Origin of the sequence: Duganella violaceipulchra (assembly GCF_019166075.1) — a bacterium.
Lineage (GTDB): Bacteria > Pseudomonadota > Gammaproteobacteria > Burkholderiales > Burkholderiaceae_D > Rugamonas > Rugamonas violaceipulchra.
On record NZ_JAHTGR010000002.1, the window covers coordinates 432,971 to 450,048 of the forward strand.

Genomic DNA, 17,078 nt, shown 5'->3' on the forward strand with positions numbered 1-17,078 from the left:
CGACGACGCAAGCGCGCATGCGGAATCGGCATGCGCATGTGAGTTGAAGCGCTTAACGCGAAAAAAAGCGCGTGAATATCTATCGTGCTGGTTGCGCACCGACAAGGTTTTCGTGTACTTTACGAGATTGAAAAGGCGTGTTTTGAAGTGTGCAGAAATTTGACGACGCACACGCCGCTGAGATGATCGCGATACGGGATACAGATTCACACAGATATGCACAAGACCACACCGTTTTTATTTAGCCGTCTTGCCTGATTAGGTTCGGGCTGGGCGGTTTTTTGTTTGAAAACGAAAACCGTGTTGGTCTGCGACGTAGGTCCATGGAGCTGAGTACACGCCCGACCACCCGCAAAACGTCGCAACAAGATTTTGTACCTGAGCGCCGACCGGCCACGGACGGCGACCAGGTTGATGGCTGAAGTGCTGCACTCGTGAGGGGTTGCAGCAGTTCAGCTGGTGCCGAATTCATTAGCGCAAACCGTCGTTCGTTTGCGCCGATGAATAATTCGCCTGGCCTAATTCCGGGCCGGACGGGTTTAAATCTTGTAATGAATTTTTCCCATCCCCGATGAAGGAGAACTAAAAATGGCAACAGCCGCAAAGAAACCAGCAGCAAAGAAACCGGCCGCTAAAGCCGCCGCCCCAGCGAAGAAGCCTGTCGCAGCGAAAGCCGCCGCCAAGCCAGCAGCAAAAGCTGCCGCCAAACCAGCCGCTAAACCAGCTGTAAAAAAAGCCGCTGCCAAGCCAGTCGCGAAAAAAGCAGTCGCTAAACCAGCAGCCAAGCCAGCAGCAAAAGCAGCAGCTAAACCAGCAGTGAAAAAAGCTGTCGCCAAGCCAGTCGCTAAAAAAGCAGCAGCCAAGCCAGCCGCTAAACCAGCAGCGAAAAAAGCAGCAGCCAAGCCAGCAGCGAAAAAAGTAGCAGCTAAACCAGCAGCGAAAAAAGTCGTCGCTAAAGGCTCGACTGCGAAGTCGAGCGCTAAACCAGCAGCGAAAAAAGTAGCAGCCAAGCCAGCAGCGAAGAAAGTCGCCGCCAAGCCAGCAGCGAAAAAAGTCGTCGCCAAAGCCGCCGCCAAGCCAGCAGCTAAAAAAGCAGCAGCCAAGCCAGCCGCTAAACCAGCAGCGAAAAAAGCAGCGGCCAAGCCAGCAGCGAAAAAAGTAGCCGCTAAACCAGCAGCGAAAAAAGTCGCCGCCAAACCGGCCGCCAAGCCAGCCGCTAAAGCAGTCGCCAAACCAGCAGCTAAAAAAGCTGTCGCCAAAAAACCAGTGGTAAAAGCAGCAGCCAAGCCGGCTGCAAAGGCCGCGGCTAAGCCAGCAGCAAAAAAGCCGGTTAAAGCGGCCGCTAAGCCAGCAGCTAAAAAGCCAGTCGCCAAGAAGGCCGCCGCTAAACCGGTAGCCGCTCCGGCCGCAGCTCCAGTGGTGGCAGCCGCCGCTCCTGCCGCTGCCAAGCCAGCCGCGAAAAAAGCTGCGCCTAAAAAGGCTGCCGCACCGAAGAAGGAAGCTGTCGCCAAGCCAGCCGCTCCAGCTCCGGCCGCCGCGCCTGCAGCAAAAACCGTGTTGGCACCGGCCGCGGCATGGCCGTTCCCAACCAGCACCCGTCCTAGCTAATTAAATAGCTTCGATGCCTGCTGAGGCAATGGGCCGCTGTGTGAGACAATCACACAGCGGTTTTTTTTTGGAGGGGACTCGTGCTCAGTATCGTTAAGTTGATTGTCGACGCCATCGCCACCCTGTTGGGCGGGGCTTTGTTGTTACGTTTCTGGATGCAAGCGATCCGTGTCCGCCCACCGGCATCGGTGGCCCAATTTACCTTCCAGCTGTCGGACTGGCTGGTGCGCCCGCTGCGCCGCGTCGTGCCCGGTGTGGGCGGCTATGACTGGGCCAGCCTGATCGGCGCCTTCCTGATCGTGCTGCTGGCCACCTCGGTGATGTATCTGGCCGGCTGGACCACGCCGCTGGTGCTGCTGATGGCCTTCCAGCGCTTCCTGGAATGGATTTTGTACGGCTTCATGGCCTTGCTGGTGATCGAGGCGATCTTCAGCTGGGTGAACCCGCATGCGCCGCTGGCGCCGTTCGTGCGCGCGCTCAACGAGCCGCTGCTGCGGCCGCTGCGCCGCGTGGTGCCGCTGGTTGGCAACCTCGACCTGTCGCTGCTGGTGGCGCTGATCCTGCTGCAGATCGCGCTGCTGGTGCTGGGCATGCTGTTCAGCGGACGCTGATTCGCGCTCTCCAAAGCAGAAGGGCAGACCGTTGTTGAGGTCTGCCCTTTTTTGCGCGCGCTGATTGAGCGGCGCTTTAACCCGGTGAGGCTGGGGTCTGACCCCATGCGGGGTCAGACCCCGACGTCGCGCCGTGCGGGTTAGTAGCGGTAGCCGAAGGCGGCTTCGAAGCGGTCGGCGATCTCGGCGGCCGTCAGCGAGTGATTCTGCGCGCCCTTGCTGGCGATCTTGATCGCGCCCAGCAGGCTGGCCAGGCGGCCGGTGGTTTCCCATTTCCAGCCCTTGGTGATGCCGAACAGCAGGCCGGCGCGATAGGCGTCGCCGCAGCCGGTCGGGTCGATGGCCGCGGCCACCGGCACGGCCGGGATCTCGATGCGCTGGCCGCCGGTGTAAATCTCCGAACCTTTTTCGCCGCGCGTGATGATCAGCGCCTCCAGGCGGCTGGCGATGTCCGGCACGGTCAGGCCGGTGCGGTCCATCAGCAGTTCGATCTCGTAGTCGTTGGTGGTGACGTAGGTGGCCAGGTCGATGAACTCGATCAGCTCGTCGCAGTTGAACATCGGCAGCTGCTGGCCCGGATCGAAGATGAACGGGATCTGCAGCTTGGCCAGGTCGACCGCGTGCTTCTTCATGCCCAGGTGGCCGTCCGGCGAGATGATGGCGAGCGCCGCAGGGCCGGCCTTGGCGATGTCGTTCTCGTGCGCGTAGGACATGGCGCCGGGGTGGAAGGCGTTGATCTGGTTGTTGTCTTCGTCGGCGGTGACGAAGCACTGGGCGTTGTAGGCTTCCGGCTTGATCAGGATGTTGTCGGTGGACAGGCCCAGCTTGCGGAAGCGCTCCATATAGGCGCTGTTGTCCTGGCCCATGACGCCGACGATGCGCGGTTCGCCGCCCAGCATCCGCAGGTTGTAGGCGATGTTGGGCGCGCAGCCGCCGAACTCGGTGCGCATGGTCGGCGCCAGGAAGGAGACGTTGACCTTGTGCAGCTGGTCGGCCAGCAGGATGCTGTCGAAACGGCCGGGGAATTGCAGGATGGTGTCGATTGCGATCGAGCCGCAAATCAAAGAGGTCTGGGTCATGATAGGTCTTTAAGGATAGAAGACTGCGATGTGATAGCCGGATGCTTTCAGCTGGCTCAATTCGAAGTACAGTTTGACAGATTGTTCGGTGTGCGGGGCAAAGCCTTTGTCGAGCGCGACGTCGGCGCCCAGGTATTCGCGCGGCGTGAACACGCGGCGCAACACGGCCTTGTCGCTGGCGTCGTCGAGCACCAGTTCGATGTGCGGCCAGGCCTGCGCGGTGGCGCTCTGGTTGCGCAGCTGGGTGGCGAAGGAGAAGGTGGTCTCGCTCAGGGTTTGCAGTTCGCCCTGTTCGATGCCGAGGTCGTCGATCTGGGCCGGCAGTTCGATCTTGCAGCCGAGCGCGTTGCAGGCGGCCGTCAGTGCCGGCTTGAGCGGCGGCAGCGCGGCGGCGATCTGGTTGCGGAAGGTGGTCAGGCCCTGGGCCGCCAGGGTCGCCAGCAGCAGCAGCGTGCCCAGGCTCATGGCGATGGTCGCGGCCTTGCCGAACTTCTGGCGGCGGCGGTCGCGCTTGATGAAGCCGGGTTCCTCGGCGTCGTCTTCGGCGGGGGCTTCTTCGGTGACGGGCTGGTCCGGCAGGAGCGCGTGCGCGTGGACGGCCTGGGCCTGGGCCTCGGTCAGGCCGGCGGAGGATAGCTGCACCAGCGCCTCCTCATCGACTTCATCGAGCTCGTTGAAGCGCTCGGCCTCGCTGATGGATGCGGCGGCGCTGGCGGCGACCGGCGCCGCATCCAGCGTCGGCTCGCGGCGCTCGTCGGCCAGCATGGAGGTGAAGGCGATCGGCGAGGTGTCGGGCTCTGCGGCATCGTGCTCGATGACGGCCAGTTCGGCTTCCAGCGCGGCTTCCAGTTCCTCATCCGATATGGCTTCGATGCTGAGCGCGTTTTCGAACGGCTCGGCATGGGGTTCGGCATCCCAGTGCGGTTGCTGGGCGGAGGATAGGGCAGGTTCAGGTTCAGGCGCGGGTGCAGGTTCGGCGACCGGCTCCACGTCGAGGTCGAGATCCAGCGCGGCTTCCACTGCGGGTGGCAGGCCGGGCGGCTCGGCCGGCAAGGCCAGCGGACTGGTGGCGATCGCTTCGTCGTCGTAGCCGTCGTCGTCGGGCTGGCCGGCGTCGGCCGGCGGTTCGGGCTCGACGGCGGCGGGCGCGTCGGCATGCGCGACCGCTTCGGCCGCGTCCATCGCGGTGTCGAGCTCGAGCGTGTAGATGGGTTCGGCGGTGTCGCTGCCCAGCACTTCGGCGGCGCGGGTGTCCAGCGCGGCCATCTTCTGGTCGAAGGGCTTGGTGTCTGGCAGCAGGGAGGGGGATGGCGCCGGGGGCGCCGCGGCGAGCGGCTCCAGCAGGGCCGCGTTGCCGTCAAAGACTTCGTTACAGGAGCCACAGCGCACTATGCCCCCACGTAATTTCAACTGGTCATGGGCGACCCGAAATATCGTGTTGCAGTGGGGGCATTTGGTGGCGAGCGCCATTGCTGTGGTTAGCGCGCCGCGGGGACCACATCGCTGCCGAGGCGGCCGTGCAGCGCCACCCAGCCGTCTTGCTCAGCCCACACGCCCAGCTTGATGAACGGGGCGTAGGCGGCGGCCACTTCCTCGGCCTGGCGCGCCAGCACGCCGGACAGGATCAGCGCGCCACCGTCGGCCACGCGGCCCGACAGCATCGGCGCCATCAGTTTCAGCGGGCTCGACAGAATGTTGGCGACCACGATGTCGAATCGCTGCGTCGCATGCTTCGATTGCGCGAAGCTGTCCGGCAGGAAGTACTCGATCTCGCACTTGTTGCGCACCGCGTTGTCGGCCGCCGATTCGATCGCCTGCGGATCGATGTCCACGCCGACCACTTCGCCGGCGCCGACCTTCTTGGCCACCATGGCCAGGATGCCGGAGCCGCAACCGTAGTCGAGCACGGTCTTGCCCGGCGCCGGATTCGCTTCCAGCCACTCCATGCACAGACGGGTGGTCGGGTGCGAGCCGGTGCCGAAGGCCAGGCCTGGGTCCAGTTCCAGGATCAGGCCGTTGGCGTCCGGCGCTTCGTGCCAGCTCGGCACGACCCAGATGTTCTTGCCGATGTGGATGGGCGCGAACTGCGACTGCGTCAAACGCACCCAGTCCTGCTCTTCCACCTTGCGGGTGGTGAACTTCGGCAGGGTGGTCAAGCCGACCTGGCCGGCGGCGGCGGCCACGATCACGGCCTGGTCGTCGTCCTCGTTGGTCAGGGCGACCACGCGGCTGTGATCCCATGCCGCTTCGGTCGGTTCCATGCCCGGCTCGCCGAACAGCGGTCGTTCCGCGTCGGTGCCTTCGTCCGCGTCTTCCACGGACACCGACAGCGCGCCCACGTCCATCAGGGCTTCCGACAGTGCTTCCGCGTGGTCGCGGGCGATTTCGATGACGATTTCAGTCCAGCTCATTATTGTGGCGCCTTGTTACTCAAACTCAGTTTATGCAGGTCCGGCATGTCTGCCAGCTTTTGTTCCAGGTAATGGATGTTGGTGCCGCCTTCGATGAAGCGGGCGTCGACCATCAGCTCGCGGTGCAGCGGGATGTTGGTCGAGATGCCCTCGACCACCATTTCCGACAGCGCGATCTGCATGCGGCGGATCGCTTGCTCGCGGGTGGCGCCGTAGGTGATCACCTTGCCGATCATCGAATCGTAGTGCGGCGGTACATAATACCCCGCATAGGCGTGCGAGTCGACGCGCACGCCCGGACCGCCCGGCACGTGCCAGGAAGTGATGCGCCCTGGCGACGGCGTGAACTTGAACGGGTCTTCGGCGTTGATGCGGCACTCGACGGCGTGGCCGGACAGCATCACGTCGCGCTGGCGGAAGCGCAGCTTCTCGCCGGCGGCGATGCGGATCTGTTCCTGCACGATGTCGATGCCGGTGATCATTTCGGTGACCGGGTGTTCTACCTGCACGCGGGTGTTCATCTCGATGAAGTAGAACTCGCCGTTCTCATACAGGAACTCGAAGGTGCCGGCGCCACGGTAGCCGATCTTGCGGCAGGCTTCGGCGCAGCGGTCGCCGACTTTTTCGATCAGCTTGCGCGGGATGCCCGGCGCTGGCGCTTCTTCGATGACCTTCTGGTGGCGGCGCTGCATCGAGCAGTCACGTTCGCCCAGCCAGACGGCGTTTTTGTGTTCGTCGGCCAGGATCTGGATTTCCACGTGACGCGGATTTTCCAGATACTTCTCCATATAGACTTCCGGATTGCCGAAGGCGGTGCCCGCTTCGGTCTTGGTCATCGCCACGGCGTTGATCAGCGCGGCTTCGGTATGCACCACGCGCATGCCGCGGCCACCGCCGCCGCCGGCCGCCTTGATGATGACCGGGTAGCCGACCTTGCGCGCAATTTGCACGATCGCCTTTGGATCATCGGGCAACGCGCCTTCCGAACCTGGCACGCACGGCACGCCGGCCTTGATCATGGTTTGCTTGGCGGAGACCTTGTCGCCCATCAGGCGGATCGATTCCGAGCGGGGGCCGATGAAGACGAAACCGGATTTTTCCACGCGTTCGGCGAAGTCGGCGTTTTCCGACAGGAAGCCATAGCCCGGGTGGATCGCTTCGGCGTCCGTCACTTCGGCGGCGCTGATGATGGCTGGCATGTTCAGGTAGCTGAGCGTCGACGGCGCAGGGCCGATGCACACCGATTCATCCGCCAACTTCACGTATTTGGCGTCTTTGTCCGCTTCCGAGTGGACCACAACCGTCTTGATGCCCATTTCGCGGCAAGCGCGCTGGATACGAAGGGCAATTTCGCCACGGTTGGCAATGAGGATTTTTTCAAACATGATAGGTTCGCGTAGGTCTGTGAGCACCGGCAAGCCGGTAACGTCAGGTAGAGGAGGGAATGCGGACCAAGCCGGCGCGCCCGTCACCGATGGGGAGGGCGCTGGCCGGTCTTAGCCTATCACAAACAGCGGTTGGCCGAATTCGACCGGTTGGCCGTTCTCGACCAGGATCTGGGTGATCGTGCCGGACTTGTCGGCGTCGATTTCGTTCAGCAGCTTCATCGCTTCGATGATGCACAGGGTGTCGCCTTCCTTGACCACGGCGCCCACTTCGACATACGCCGGCGAGCCAGGTGCGGACGAGCGGTAGAAGGTGCCGACCATTGGCGACTTGACCACGTGGCCGGTCGGCTCGGCGGCGACGGCGGCCACCGGGGCGGCGGCAGGTGCGGCGGGCGGGGCGGCGTGGTATTGCGGCATGCCTTGCGGCTGCATCATCACCATCTGGTTTTGCGGCATGGCGGACGACTTGACGATACGTACTTTGCTCTCGCCTTCGGTCACTTCGAGTTCGGCGATATCCGATTCCGCGACCAAATCAATCAAGGTCTTCAGCTTGCGTAAATCCATGTAACCCCCAGGAATGTCTTTGTTATGTAAGTATGAGCGGTAGCGCCTTTTGGGCGGGACCGCGCGAAATTGCGCGCAGATCGCGTAGATTATCGCCTTTTAAGGACGAAGTCGATGGCAAACCGATATCCTTCGATACCCAGTCCGCAAATAGTACCTATAGCGATCGCGCTAAGAAAAGAGTGGTGGCGAAACGACTCGCGCTGGAAAATATTCGAAATATGCACTTCAACAAACGGTATCGCCACGCCCGCCAGGGCGTCGCGCAGGGCCACGCTGGTGTGCGTCAGGCCGCCCGGGTTGATGACGATGGCGTCCACGCCTTCCGCTCTGGCGGCATGGATGCGGTCGATCAGCGCCCCTTCGTGGTTGCTCTGGAAGCAGGACAAGCTCGCGCCCGCTGCCTGGGCTTGCGCCTGGGCTGCGTGTTCGATGTCGGCCAACGTGCTAGCGCCGTAGACCTCTGGCTCGCGGCTACCCAGTAAATTCAGGTTGGGACCGTTGAGCAGTAGGAGGTTTTTTGCCATGGTTCAGGACCGTTTTCCGCGAAAGTTCCGCATTTTGCCGCCAACCGCCGGCATTGGCAAGAGAAAAAAACTTGTAAAACTATTTACAGAGTTGCGAGGTCCTTGCGCAGCTCGTCAAACTTCAGGCGGCCCAGATAGGTCTTCTTGACCTGGCCGTCGGCGCCGATCAGCACCGTGTAGGGAAGGCCGCCGCCGCCGTTGCCGAACGAGCGCGAGAGGTCGGTGCCGGCCATGCCGGCCACGAAGACCGGGTAGCTGATTTTGAACTTGTCGCTAAATTCGGCGATATTTGTTGGCGAATCGATACCAATTCCGATAACTTGCAGCTTCTTACCCTCTTCTCCGGCGGCCAGGGCCGACAGCTCCGGCATCTCCTGCACGCAGGGACCGCACCAAGGGGCCCAGAAATTGACCAGCATGGCCTTGCCTTTATATTGGGCCAGCGACTGCGACACGCCTTTCGCGTCCGGCAGCGACTGCTTATATAAGGCGTCCACCGGACCGGTGACGCCGGCCGGCTGGGTGGTGGTGATAGGCGGCGCCGGCGGTTTTTTATTCATGCCGACATAAGCGCCGGAGGCGCCGAATAGCAAAGCGACAACAACATAGGCGGCGAGATGTTTTTGGTTCATGGTTGAGCTTGATCAGGGTTTTCGTGAGTACTGTTAACTAGTAGGGTGCGCACGGCGGCGATATCGGCGCGCATCAATTTGCCGTCGCCGCGGGTTTTGACGGCACCGCGCAAGTCGTCGAGCTCATACAGGGCGGCGTGCACGCCTTCCTTGTGCCACATGAAACTGACGGTTTCGACCGAGCCGTGGCGCGGACCCTTGAAGTGCGGCGTCTCGGAGATGTCGATTTGCAAATTGCGGTTCAGCAGGAAGATCTCCACCTCCTTGGCGCTGTCGGCGAACAGCTGCAAGTGGATGTCGTCGTGCGGGCCGGCCGTGCCATTCAAGACGGCGCCGGTCAGGTAGGGATGGAAGGCGGCCAGGCCGTCCATGATGTCGACCGCCAGGGTGCGCAGCCGGAACAGGCGCGCGGGCTGGGTGTCGGCATGGAATAGCGACTGGTAGATCCGCACTTCCGCCTCGATCTGGGCATTGTCCGGCAGCAGGTTGGGCGGCGGCTGGGTGTCGCCGAGGATCTGCCTGGCGGCCTTGCGCTTGGCGGCGTTGTAGTCCAGGCCGTCCTGGGCGATCAGGCGTGCGGCGGCCGCGGCGATCTCCGCACGCAGCAGCAGGACTTCTTCGATAACATTCGGCGTCATGGACGAGATAATACTCTTAACCGGGAAAAGGGCGTCGGGTCGGGTAAAATCCCGTATTCATTCGTCGTCTTGATCACTATGCATATTCATATCCTCGGTATTTGCGGCACCTTCATGGGCGGCCTGGCTGTCCTGGCAAAAGAAGCGGGCCACCGCGTGACGGGCTGCGACGCCAACGTCTATCCGCCCATGAGCACCCAGCTGGAAGCCCAGGGCATCGAACTGATACAGGGCTTCGGCCCGGAACAGGTGGAGCTCAAGCCCGACCTGTACGTGATCGGCAATGTGGTTTCGCGCGGCAATCCGCTGATCGAAGAGATCATGAACCGCGGCCTGCCGTTCGTCTCCGGCCCGCAGTGGATCGGCGACCACATATTAAAAGACAAATGGGTGTTGGCCGTGGCCGGTACGCACGGCAAGACCACCACCTCGGCCATGCTGACCTGGATACTGGAAGACGCCGGCTACGCGCCCGGCTTCCTGATCGGCGGCGTGCCGATGAACTTCGGCGTCTCGGCCCGCATGCAAGGGAACAAGGATTCGATCTTCTTCGTCATCGAGGCCGACGAGTACGACACCGCCTTCTTCGACAAGCGCAGCAAGTTCGTGCACTACCACGCCAAGACCGCGATCCTGAACAACCTGGAATACGATCACGCCGACATCTTCCCCGATCTGGGCGCGATCGAAACCCAATTCCATCACCTGGTGCGCACCGTGCCGGGCATCGGCCGGGTTGTCTACAACGCCGACGAAGCGGCGCTGCAGCGCGTGCTCAAGCGCGGCTGCTGGAGCGAGAAGGAAGGCTTCGGCCGCACTGAAGGCGCCGAATGGACGATGAACGAATACGATGACGGCAGCTTCGACGTGATCTTCGGCGGCGAAGTGGCCGGCCGTGTCGAGTGGAGCCTGACCGGCAAGCACAACCGCGCCAACGCGCTGGCCGCGATCGCCGCCGCCCGCCACGTCGGCGTGCCGGTGGCGCAGGCGGCCCGGTCGCTGGCCACCTTCGAGAACGTCAAGCGCCGCATGGAAGTGCGCGGCGTGGTAAACGGTATTACTGTTTATGACGATTTCGCCCACCACCCAACCGCCATCGCCACCACCGTCGGCGGCCTGCGCCAGAAGATCGGCAAGGCGGAGCGCATCCTCGCCGTGCTGGAGCCGCGCTCCAACACCATGAAGCTGGGCGCGATGAAGGATGCGCTGCCCGGCAGCCTGTCGGACGCCGACCTGGTGTTCGGCTTCGGCAGCCGACAGGCGCTGGGCTGGAGCCTGGGCGACGCCTTGGCGCCACTGGGCCAGATCGCCAGCGCCTATGAAGACATCGACGTGCTGGTGGCCGCCATCGTCAAGGCCGCGCAACCGGGCGACCAGATCCTGGTGATGAGCAACGGCGGCTTCGGCGGTGTGCACAACAAGATCCTGGAAGCGCTGGCGCGATGATGCTTTATCTGCACGGATTCCGCTCGTCGCCGAAGTCGATGAAGGCGCGCGTGATGGGCGAGCGCATGGCGGCGCTGGGTTTGTCGGACCAGTTCATCTGCCCGCAGCTGCCGGCCTCGCCGAAGCAGGCGATGGAATTGGCGCTCTCTTTAATAGAGGGCATCCCCGCCAGCGAGCTGACCATCGTCGGTTCCTCGCTGGGCGGCTACTACGCCACCTGGCTGGCCGAGCGTATCGGCTGCCGCGCCGTGCTGCTCAATCCGGCCATCGTGCCGCTCAAGGACCTGGACCAGCACGTCGGCGTGACCACGCAATATCATTCCGACGAGCCATTCGAGTTCAAGCGCGAATACATCGAGGAGCTGCGTGCACTGGCCGTCAACCCGGTCACGCGCCAGCAGCGCTACTTCCTGATCGCCGCCACCGGCGACGAAGTGCTGGACTATCGCGACATGGTGGCGCACTATGCGGGCGCGCGCCAGCTGGTCATCGAAGGCAGCGACCACGCCATTTCCGCGTTCCCCGACTATGTGGAGTCTGTGCTGGAGTTTTGCGGTATCGAGGCAAGGCAGTGACGGCGTCCACCCGCGGTGCTTCGCTGCGGCAGACGCAATGGCGGCCGCATGTGCTGGCGCTGAACGCGCCGCGCGCCTACCGCCAGTGGCTGACGGCCGACGGCTCGCTGACCGCCAAGCTGAAGGATCATAGCCGGGCGTTCCGCGTGCAGTGCCTGCACCAGACCACGGCGCGCTGCCTGACGGACGAGGCGGCGGCGATCGGCATGCACCGGCCCGGCCGCGTGTGGGAGAGGGAAGTGCTGCTGCGGTGTGATAATACGCCCGTGGTGTTCGCGCACACGGTGGTGCCGATGTCGGCCACGGCCACGGACTGGCCCTTGTTCAGCGCGCTGGGCGAGCGCTCGCTGGGGACGACCCTGTTTGGCGACCAGCAAGTGCGGCGCGGTGTTTTGGAATTTGCAAGATTGCGGGAAGGACATCCCTTGGCGCAGCGCGCGCGCAAGGCGCTGCAACTGGAGCAAGTGCGCGAAGAACTCATATTATATGCACGGCGCTGTTTATATCGGCGCCGTCAGGGTACTCTGCTGGTGACGGAAGTGTTTCTGCCTTCCGTACTGGAATTGAAACGAATAACAACGAACAGAAGCTAGCAATGAATCTATTTTTCGAAGAATCCGGCGATTTCAAGGTCGGCTCCATGATGTCGCAAGCCGGCGAGGCCTACCAGGTTGAAATGGCCAGCGGCAAGCGCACCAAGGTCAAGATCAAGGACGTGCTGCTGCAGTACGAGAAGCCGTCGCCGACGGATTTGATGGAACAGGCCAAGGCGGTCGCGGCCGACATCGACCTCGATTTCCTGTGGGAAGTGGCGGGCGAGGAGGAATTCGGTTTCGCCGAGCTGGGCGCCGAGTACTTCGGCCACGCGCCGCTGCCGGCCGAAGCCGCCGGCCTGATCCTGAGCCTGCACTCGGCGCCGATCTACTTCTACAAAAAAGGCCGTGGCCGCTACAAGGCCGCGCCCGAGCAATCGTTGCGCGCCGCCCAGGCCGGCATCGAGAAAAAGAAACAGCAGGCGCTGGTGCAGGCCGGGTATGTCGAAGAGCTGAAGGCCAACCAGCTGCCGGCCTCGATGCAGAACATGGTCATGCAGCTGCTGTTCAAACCGGACAAGAATTCGATCGAATACAAGGCGCTGGAAGCGGCCTGCAACGAGCTGCACACCAATCCGCAGCGGCTGATGCTGGCGGTCGGCGGCGTGGCGTCGCCGAAAGCGCTGCACATGGCCAGGTTCCTGTTCGAGAACTTCCCGCGCGGCGCCGGTTTCCCGGAAGTCGCCGTGCCGGTGCCGCCGACCGACCTGCCGCTGGCGAACGTGCAAGCGTTCTCGATCGACGACGTCACTACCACCGAGATCGACGACGCCTTCTCGGTCACCAAACTCGATGATGGCAACGTCAGGATCGGCATCCACATCGCCGCGCCGGGCCTGGGCATACAGCCGGACGACGCGGTCGACAAGATGGCGCGCGCGCGCATGTCCACCGTCTACATGCCTGGCGATAAGATCACCATGCTGCCGGATGCCATCGTCGAAGCGTTCACACTGGCCGAAGGCAAGACCTGCCCGGCGCTGTCGCTGTACGCCACCCTGAATCCGGCCGACTGGTCGGTGATCGCCACCGAGACCCGCGCCGAGATGGTGCCGATCGCGAACAACCTGCGCCACAACGACCTCGACGACCAGGTCAACGAGGAAACGCTGGCCAGCGGCGAGGGCGAGTATCCGCACAAGGAATCGCTGGGCCTGATCTGGCAATGGGCGCAGGTGCTGGAGGCGGCGCGCATGGTCAAGCGCGAAGGCTTCGGCCTGAAGCCGGAACAGAACAACCGCGTGGACTTCAACTTCTACGTCGAAGACGACGTCGTCACCGTCAGCCGCCGCAAGCGCGGCGCGCCGCTGGACAAGATCGTCGCCGAGCTGATGATCTTCGCCAACAGCACCTGGGGCAAGCTGATGAACGACCATGGCGTGCCGGGCATCTACCGCAGCCAGGGCCAGGGCGTGGGCGGCTGGGCCGCCAAGATGCAGGTGCGCATGCTGACCCATGCGGCGCCGCACCAGGGCCTGGGCGTGGACCAGTACGCATGGAGCACCTCGCCGCTGCGCCGCTACACCGACCTGGTCAACCAGTGGCAGATCCTGGCCTGCGCCCAGCACGGCGTGACCGCGCCGCTGGTCGCGCACTTCAAGCACAAGGACGCCAACCTGTTCGCGATCGTGTCGCAGTTCGACGCGGCTTACTCGGCCTACGGCGATCACCAGGCCAACATGGAACGCTACTGGTGCTTGCGCTGGCTGGGCCAGCAGGAGGCGCGCCAGGTCGAGGCCGTGGTGCTCAAGGACGAGGTGCTGCGCCTGGTCGACATTCCGCTGATCATCCGCCTGCCGGGCATGCCGCAAGTGGCGCGCGGCGCGCAGGTCAAGCTCGACATCCTGCGTTGGGACGAGGTCGACCTGACCATCGAAGCGCGCATCCTGGAAATCCCGACCACCGAAACAGTGGCCGCCGATGCCGAGCTGGACTATGAGGACGAGGAGGCGGTGGATGCGCCGGAGGTGGCGGTCGAGGCCGCTGCCGAAGCTCCTGCAGCCGAGTGACCCCAGGCCACACCGGGGTCAGACCCCGCACGGGGTCTGACGCCCAACGGCGCAGCCGCCGGGGTTCGCCGGCAAAAACCCGCAGCCCCGCGCTTGCTTTGACGTAAAATCAGCCCTATCTTTTCTTCTCCGGCCTCGCGTGAAGTCTTTCAAAGAAAATCGCTTGCTGTACCTCGCCATCGGCCTGTCGCTGCTGGCGCATGGCGCTTTGCTCGCGGTGCACTTTGTCGCGCCCGGGCCGACACCGGTGAAAGCCACCGATCCGGGGCTGGAAGTGATCCTGGTGAACGCCAAGCACAGCAAGGCGCCGCTGAAGGCCGACGCGCTGGCCCAGGCCAACCTGGACGGCGGCGGCACCGTCGACCAGGGCCGCTCCAAATCGCCCATGCCCGACCTGCGCAAGATGGAAGCGGGCGACAGCATCAAGGCCGCCAAGCGCCGCATCGCCGAGCTGGAACAGCAACAGCAGAACCTGCTGACGCAAGCGGCCAGGCAGACCCCGTTCACCGCGCCGCCGGTGACGGAAAAGACCAAGCCCGATCCGCTGCCGACCGGCGCCGACCTGCTCGACGCCAGCAAGGCCATCGCCCGCCGCGCCGCCGAGATCAGCGAAACCATCGAGGACCAGAACAAGCGTCCCAAGAAGACCTTCATCACGCCGAGCACGCGCGGGGTGGGCTATGCGATGTACTACAAGGCGATCCAGAAGCGGATCGAAGACATCGGCACGCTGAACTTCCCGCAGCAGAACGGCCGCAAGCTGTACGGCCAGCTGGTGCTGTCGATCCCGGTGTTCCAGGACGGGTCGATCTACGAGCGCGACGGCGGCATCAAGGTCGACCGCAGCTCCGGCAACACCGCGCTGGACGAGGCGGCGATGAACATCGTGCGCCGCGCCGCGCCGTTCGGCAAGTTCCCGCCGAATATGCTGTCGAACGAAAAAGATGACCTGTGGGTGATCGTCACGACGTTCAAATTCACCCGCGAAGACAAACTACAAGCCGATTTAAGCGGCGGAGGACGTTGATGGACCGCTACTGCGTATTTGGCAATCCGATTGCCCATAGCAAATCACCCGAGATCCACGCCGCGTTCGCGGCCCAGACCGGGCAGGAACTGACGTATGAAAAACGGCTGGCGCCGGTGGACGGCTTCGCCGCCGCCGTGCAAGCCTTCATCGCCGAGGGCGGCCTTGGGGCCAACGTCACCGTGCCGTTCAAGCTGGAGGCGGTGAAGCTGGCGCAGGCGCTGACCATCCGCGCCCGCGCGGCCGGCGCCGTCAACACGCTGCACTTCACCGAGGACGGCATCGTCGGCGACAACACCGACGGCGCGGGCCTGGTGGCGGACATCGTCAACAACGCCGGCGTGCCGATCACCGGCAAGCGCGTGCTGCTGCTGGGCGCGGGCGGGGCCGCGCGCGGCGTGGTGCTGCCGATCCTGGAACATCGGCCGGCGCAGCTGGTCATCGCCAACCGCACCGTGGCCACGGCCGAGGCGCTGGTGGAACAGTTCGCCGCGCTGGGCGGCGAGGGCGTCGTGTCTGCCTGCGGCTACGGCGAGATCGAGGGAGCGTTCGACATCGTCATCAACGCCACCTCGGCCAGCCTGAGCGCCGAATTGCCGCCGGTGTCGGCGTCGGTGTTCGTGCCAGGTTCGCTGGCTTTCGACATGATGTACGGAGCCTCCCCCACGGTATTCTTGCAGTTCGCGGGCCAGCACGGCGCACGCTTGCGCGACGGCCTGGGCATGCTGGTCGAGCAGGCCGCCGAGGCGTTCAGCCTGTGGCGCGGCGTGCAGCCGGCCACCGCCGACGTGCTGCAATCGCTGCGGGCCAAACTGTGAGCGCGGCCAAGGCGGGCAAATGGCGCTGGGTGAAGTGGGTCTTCATCCTGCCGGTACTGCTGGTGCTGGTCGTGCAGCTGTATTTCTTCCTGCAGATCTGGTGGTGGGTCGACCATAATCCGTCGACCACCAGCTTCATGCGCGAGCAGCGCTCGGTGCTGCGCGAGAAGAACCCGGACGCTAACATCCAGCAAGTGTGGGTGCCGTACAGCCGCATCTCGAACAACCTCAAGCGCGCCATCATCGCCTCCGAGGACGCCAATTTTTCCGAGCACGAGGGCGTCGACTGGGACGCGCTGCAAAAGGCCTACGAGAAGAACAACAAGAAGCACAAGGTGGTGTCGGGCGGCTCGACCATCACCCAGCAGCTGGCCAAGAATCTGTTCCTGTCCGGCTCGCGCAGCTATGCGCGCAAGGGCCAGGAGCTGGTCATCACCTACATGCTGGAAACCTTGATGGACAAGGAACGCATCTTCGAGATCTACCTGAACGTGGTGGAGTTCGGCACCGGCACCTTCGGCGCCGAGGCGGCGGCGCGGCATTATTATGGCGTCAGCGCGGCCAACCTGGGCGCGGCCCAGGCGGCCAAGCTGGCGGTGATGTTGCCCAATCCGCGCTTCTTCGACAAGCACCGCGATTCGGGTTATTTGGCGCGGCGTACCGGCGTGATCCTGCGCCGCATGGGATCGGCGGAATTACCTTAGGAGGCAGCGATGTCAGGCAAGCAGATAAGCAAGCAGCGTGGACTCGGATTGATCCAGGTGGCCATCGTCATGGCCTCGCTGGCGGCGATTGCGATGGCGTTTTTGATGTCGGCCCGGCATGAGCGCAATTTCTTCACCGAAGGGCTGGCCAAGCTGACCGGCCAGGCGCCGGCGGCCGCGTCGGCCTCGGCCTCCGCTTCGGCCACGGCGGTTGCCGCTCCGGCGGCCCCGGCCGGGGTGCTGCGCAAGTGCGTCATCGACGGCAAAACCGTGCTGTCGGACGTCGACTGCAAGGACGGCAAGGTGGTCAAGGCCATCGACACGCGCGGCATCGAAGCGCCCAAAGTACCCAAGCCGGACCCGGCCGACGCGGCCCCGCAGTCGGCCACCGATAAAATGATAGAAAAAGCGACCCGCTAGGCCGAAAAACCGCATGGCAGGCTGG

18 protein-coding genes are annotated in these 17,078 nt (G+C 63.7%); 10 read left to right on the plus strand and 8 right to left on the minus strand.

All coding sequences use genetic code 11. The features are described 5' to 3' along the window. The first annotated feature begins 588 nt into the window (after window positions 1-588). Both KVP70_RS04875 and KVP70_RS04880 read left to right on the plus strand, forming a co-directional pair. Window positions 589-1,608 carry a hypothetical protein gene (locus KVP70_RS04875; RefSeq protein WP_217940950.1) on the plus strand — a complete coding sequence of 340 codons (1,020 nt, stop codon included), beginning with the start codon at window positions 589-591 and terminating at the stop codon, window positions 1,606-1,608. 80 nt (window positions 1,609-1,688) lie between these two features. Continuing rightward, a complete protein-coding gene (locus KVP70_RS04880; protein ID WP_332844101.1) occupies window positions 1,689-2,219 on the plus strand; it encodes a YggT family protein in 531 nt (176 codons plus the stop codon). Window positions 2,220-2,359: 140 nt separating this feature from the next. Here KVP70_RS04880 and KVP70_RS04885 read toward each other — a convergent pair whose 3' ends face one another. The 8 genes from KVP70_RS04885 to KVP70_RS04920 all read right to left on the minus strand — a co-directional run bounded on the left by KVP70_RS04885 (window position 2,360) and on the right by KVP70_RS04920 (window position 9,461). Beyond that, complete coding sequence (locus KVP70_RS04885) at window positions 2,360-3,298, minus strand: carbohydrate kinase family protein (protein WP_217940951.1); 939 nt, start codon at window positions 3,296-3,298, stop codon at window positions 2,360-2,362. Window positions 3,299-3,307: 9 nt separating this feature from the next. Further along, complete coding sequence (locus KVP70_RS04890) at window positions 3,308-4,768, minus strand: DUF3426 domain-containing protein (RefSeq protein ID WP_217940952.1); 1,461 nt, start codon at window positions 4,766-4,768, stop codon at window positions 3,308-3,310. Between the two features lie 8 nt (window positions 4,769-4,776). Beyond that, window positions 4,777-5,709 carry a 50S ribosomal protein L11 methyltransferase gene (prmA, locus tag KVP70_RS04895; protein WP_217940953.1) on the minus strand — a complete coding sequence of 311 codons (933 nt, stop codon included), beginning with the start codon at window positions 5,707-5,709 and terminating at the stop codon, window positions 4,777-4,779. Beyond that, window positions 5,709-7,094 carry an acetyl-CoA carboxylase biotin carboxylase subunit gene (gene accC, locus KVP70_RS04900; protein WP_217940954.1) on the minus strand — a complete coding sequence of 462 codons (1,386 nt, stop codon included), beginning with the start codon at window positions 7,092-7,094 and terminating at the stop codon, window positions 5,709-5,711. The genes prmA and accC overlap by 1 nt, the downstream gene beginning before the upstream one ends. Before the next feature lie 111 nt (window positions 7,095-7,205). After that, on the minus strand, window positions 7,206-7,664 hold the full coding sequence (gene accB, locus KVP70_RS04905) for an acetyl-CoA carboxylase biotin carboxyl carrier protein (RefSeq protein ID WP_217940955.1): 459 nt from the start codon (window positions 7,662-7,664) through the stop codon (window positions 7,206-7,208). A gap of 89 nt (window positions 7,665-7,753) precedes the next feature. Beyond that, window positions 7,754-8,191, minus strand: a complete 438-nt coding sequence (aroQ, locus tag KVP70_RS04910; RefSeq protein ID WP_217940956.1) for a type II 3-dehydroquinate dehydratase — start codon at window positions 8,189-8,191, stop codon at window positions 7,754-7,756. An 83-nt stretch (window positions 8,192-8,274) separates the two neighbouring features. Then, window positions 8,275-8,823, minus strand: coding sequence for a TlpA family protein disulfide reductase (locus tag KVP70_RS04915; RefSeq protein ID WP_217940957.1), 549 nt, complete (start codon window positions 8,821-8,823; stop codon window positions 8,275-8,277). Next, window positions 8,820-9,461 carry a hypothetical protein gene (locus KVP70_RS04920; RefSeq protein ID WP_217940958.1) on the minus strand — a complete coding sequence of 214 codons (642 nt, stop codon included), beginning with the start codon at window positions 9,459-9,461 and terminating at the stop codon, window positions 8,820-8,822. The genes KVP70_RS04915 and KVP70_RS04920 overlap by 4 nt, the downstream gene beginning before the upstream one ends. Window positions 9,462-9,539: 78 nt before the next feature. Between KVP70_RS04920 and mpl the strand changes: the two genes are divergently transcribed. The 8 genes from mpl (at window position 9,540) to KVP70_RS04960 (ending at window position 17,053) form a co-directional block, all read left to right on the plus strand. Continuing rightward, on the plus strand, window positions 9,540-10,907 hold the full coding sequence (gene mpl / locus KVP70_RS04925) for a UDP-N-acetylmuramate:L-alanyl-gamma-D-glutamyl-meso-diaminopimelate ligase (protein WP_217940959.1): 1,368 nt from the start codon (window positions 9,540-9,542) through the stop codon (window positions 10,905-10,907). Next, window positions 10,904-11,482, plus strand: a complete 579-nt coding sequence (locus tag KVP70_RS04930; RefSeq protein ID WP_217940960.1) for a YqiA/YcfP family alpha/beta fold hydrolase — start codon at window positions 10,904-10,906, stop codon at window positions 11,480-11,482. Before mpl ends, KVP70_RS04930 begins: the two co-directional genes overlap by 4 nt. After that, a complete protein-coding gene (locus KVP70_RS04935; protein ID WP_262311788.1) occupies window positions 11,479-12,075 on the plus strand; it encodes a chorismate--pyruvate lyase family protein in 597 nt (198 codons plus the stop codon). The genes KVP70_RS04930 and KVP70_RS04935 overlap by 4 nt, the downstream gene beginning before the upstream one ends. Before the next feature lie 2 nt (window positions 12,076-12,077). Continuing rightward, window positions 12,078-14,084 (plus strand): ribonuclease catalytic domain-containing protein, encoded by a 2,007-nt coding sequence (locus KVP70_RS04940; RefSeq protein WP_217940961.1) that lies wholly within the window; start codon window positions 12,078-12,080, stop codon window positions 14,082-14,084. Between the two features lie 163 nt (window positions 14,085-14,247). Further along, window positions 14,248-15,111, plus strand: a complete 864-nt coding sequence (locus KVP70_RS04945; protein ID WP_229224598.1) for a TonB family protein — start codon at window positions 14,248-14,250, stop codon at window positions 15,109-15,111. Beyond that, the gene (gene aroE / locus KVP70_RS04950; RefSeq protein WP_217940963.1) at window positions 15,111-15,929 is read left to right on the plus strand and encodes a shikimate dehydrogenase; all 819 of its coding nucleotides are present in this window, start codon (window positions 15,111-15,113) and stop codon (window positions 15,927-15,929) included. Before KVP70_RS04945 ends, aroE begins: the two co-directional genes overlap by 1 nt. Beyond that, on the plus strand, window positions 15,926-16,633 hold the full coding sequence (gene mtgA, locus KVP70_RS04955) for a monofunctional biosynthetic peptidoglycan transglycosylase (protein WP_217940964.1): 708 nt from the start codon (window positions 15,926-15,928) through the stop codon (window positions 16,631-16,633). The genes aroE and mtgA overlap by 4 nt, the downstream gene beginning before the upstream one ends. Window positions 16,634-16,642: 9 nt before the next feature. Continuing rightward, window positions 16,643-17,053, plus strand: coding sequence for a DUF4124 domain-containing protein (locus KVP70_RS04960; protein WP_229224599.1), 411 nt, complete (start codon window positions 16,643-16,645; stop codon window positions 17,051-17,053). Window positions 17,054-17,078 lie beyond the last annotated feature (25 nt).

What these genes read in the sequence shown, in the direction of transcription:
- aroQ (WP_217940956.1), bottom strand. Translation starts at nt 8,191, where the DNA reads ATGGCAAAAAACCTCCTACTGCTCAACGGTCCCAACCTGAATTTACTG.
- prmA (WP_217940953.1), bottom strand. Translation starts at nt 5,709, where the DNA reads ATGAGCTGGACTGAAATCGTCATCGAAATCGCCCGCGACCACGCGGAA.
- KVP70_RS04875 (WP_217940950.1), top strand. Translation starts at nt 589, where the DNA reads ATGGCAACAGCCGCAAAGAAACCAGCAGCAAAGAAACCGGCCGCTAAA.
- KVP70_RS04960 (WP_229224599.1), top strand. Translation starts at nt 16,643, where the DNA reads ATGTCAGGCAAGCAGATAAGCAAGCAGCGTGGACTCGGATTGATCCAG.
- KVP70_RS04940 (WP_217940961.1), top strand. Translation starts at nt 12,078, where the DNA reads ATGAATCTATTTTTCGAAGAATCCGGCGATTTCAAGGTCGGCTCCATG.
- KVP70_RS04920 (WP_217940958.1), bottom strand. Translation starts at nt 9,461, where the DNA reads ATGACGCCGAATGTTATCGAAGAAGTCCTGCTGCTGCGTGCGGAGATC.
- KVP70_RS04885 (WP_217940951.1), bottom strand. Translation starts at nt 3,298, where the DNA reads ATGACCCAGACCTCTTTGATTTGCGGCTCGATCGCAATCGACACCATC.
- KVP70_RS04930 (WP_217940960.1), top strand. Translation starts at nt 10,904, where the DNA reads ATGATGCTTTATCTGCACGGATTCCGCTCGTCGCCGAAGTCGATGAAG.
- accC (WP_217940954.1), bottom strand. Translation starts at nt 7,094, where the DNA reads ATGTTTGAAAAAATCCTCATTGCCAACCGTGGCGAAATTGCCCTTCGT.
- mpl (WP_217940959.1), top strand. Translation starts at nt 9,540, where the DNA reads ATGCATATTCATATCCTCGGTATTTGCGGCACCTTCATGGGCGGCCTG.
- aroE (WP_217940963.1), top strand. Translation starts at nt 15,111, where the DNA reads ATGGACCGCTACTGCGTATTTGGCAATCCGATTGCCCATAGCAAATCA.
- KVP70_RS04890 (WP_217940952.1), bottom strand. Translation starts at nt 4,768, where the DNA reads ATGGCGCTCGCCACCAAATGCCCCCACTGCAACACGATATTTCGGGTC.
- accB (WP_217940955.1), bottom strand. Translation starts at nt 7,664, where the DNA reads ATGGATTTACGCAAGCTGAAGACCTTGATTGATTTGGTCGCGGAATCG.
- KVP70_RS04915 (WP_217940957.1), bottom strand. Translation starts at nt 8,823, where the DNA reads ATGAACCAAAAACATCTCGCCGCCTATGTTGTTGTCGCTTTGCTATTC.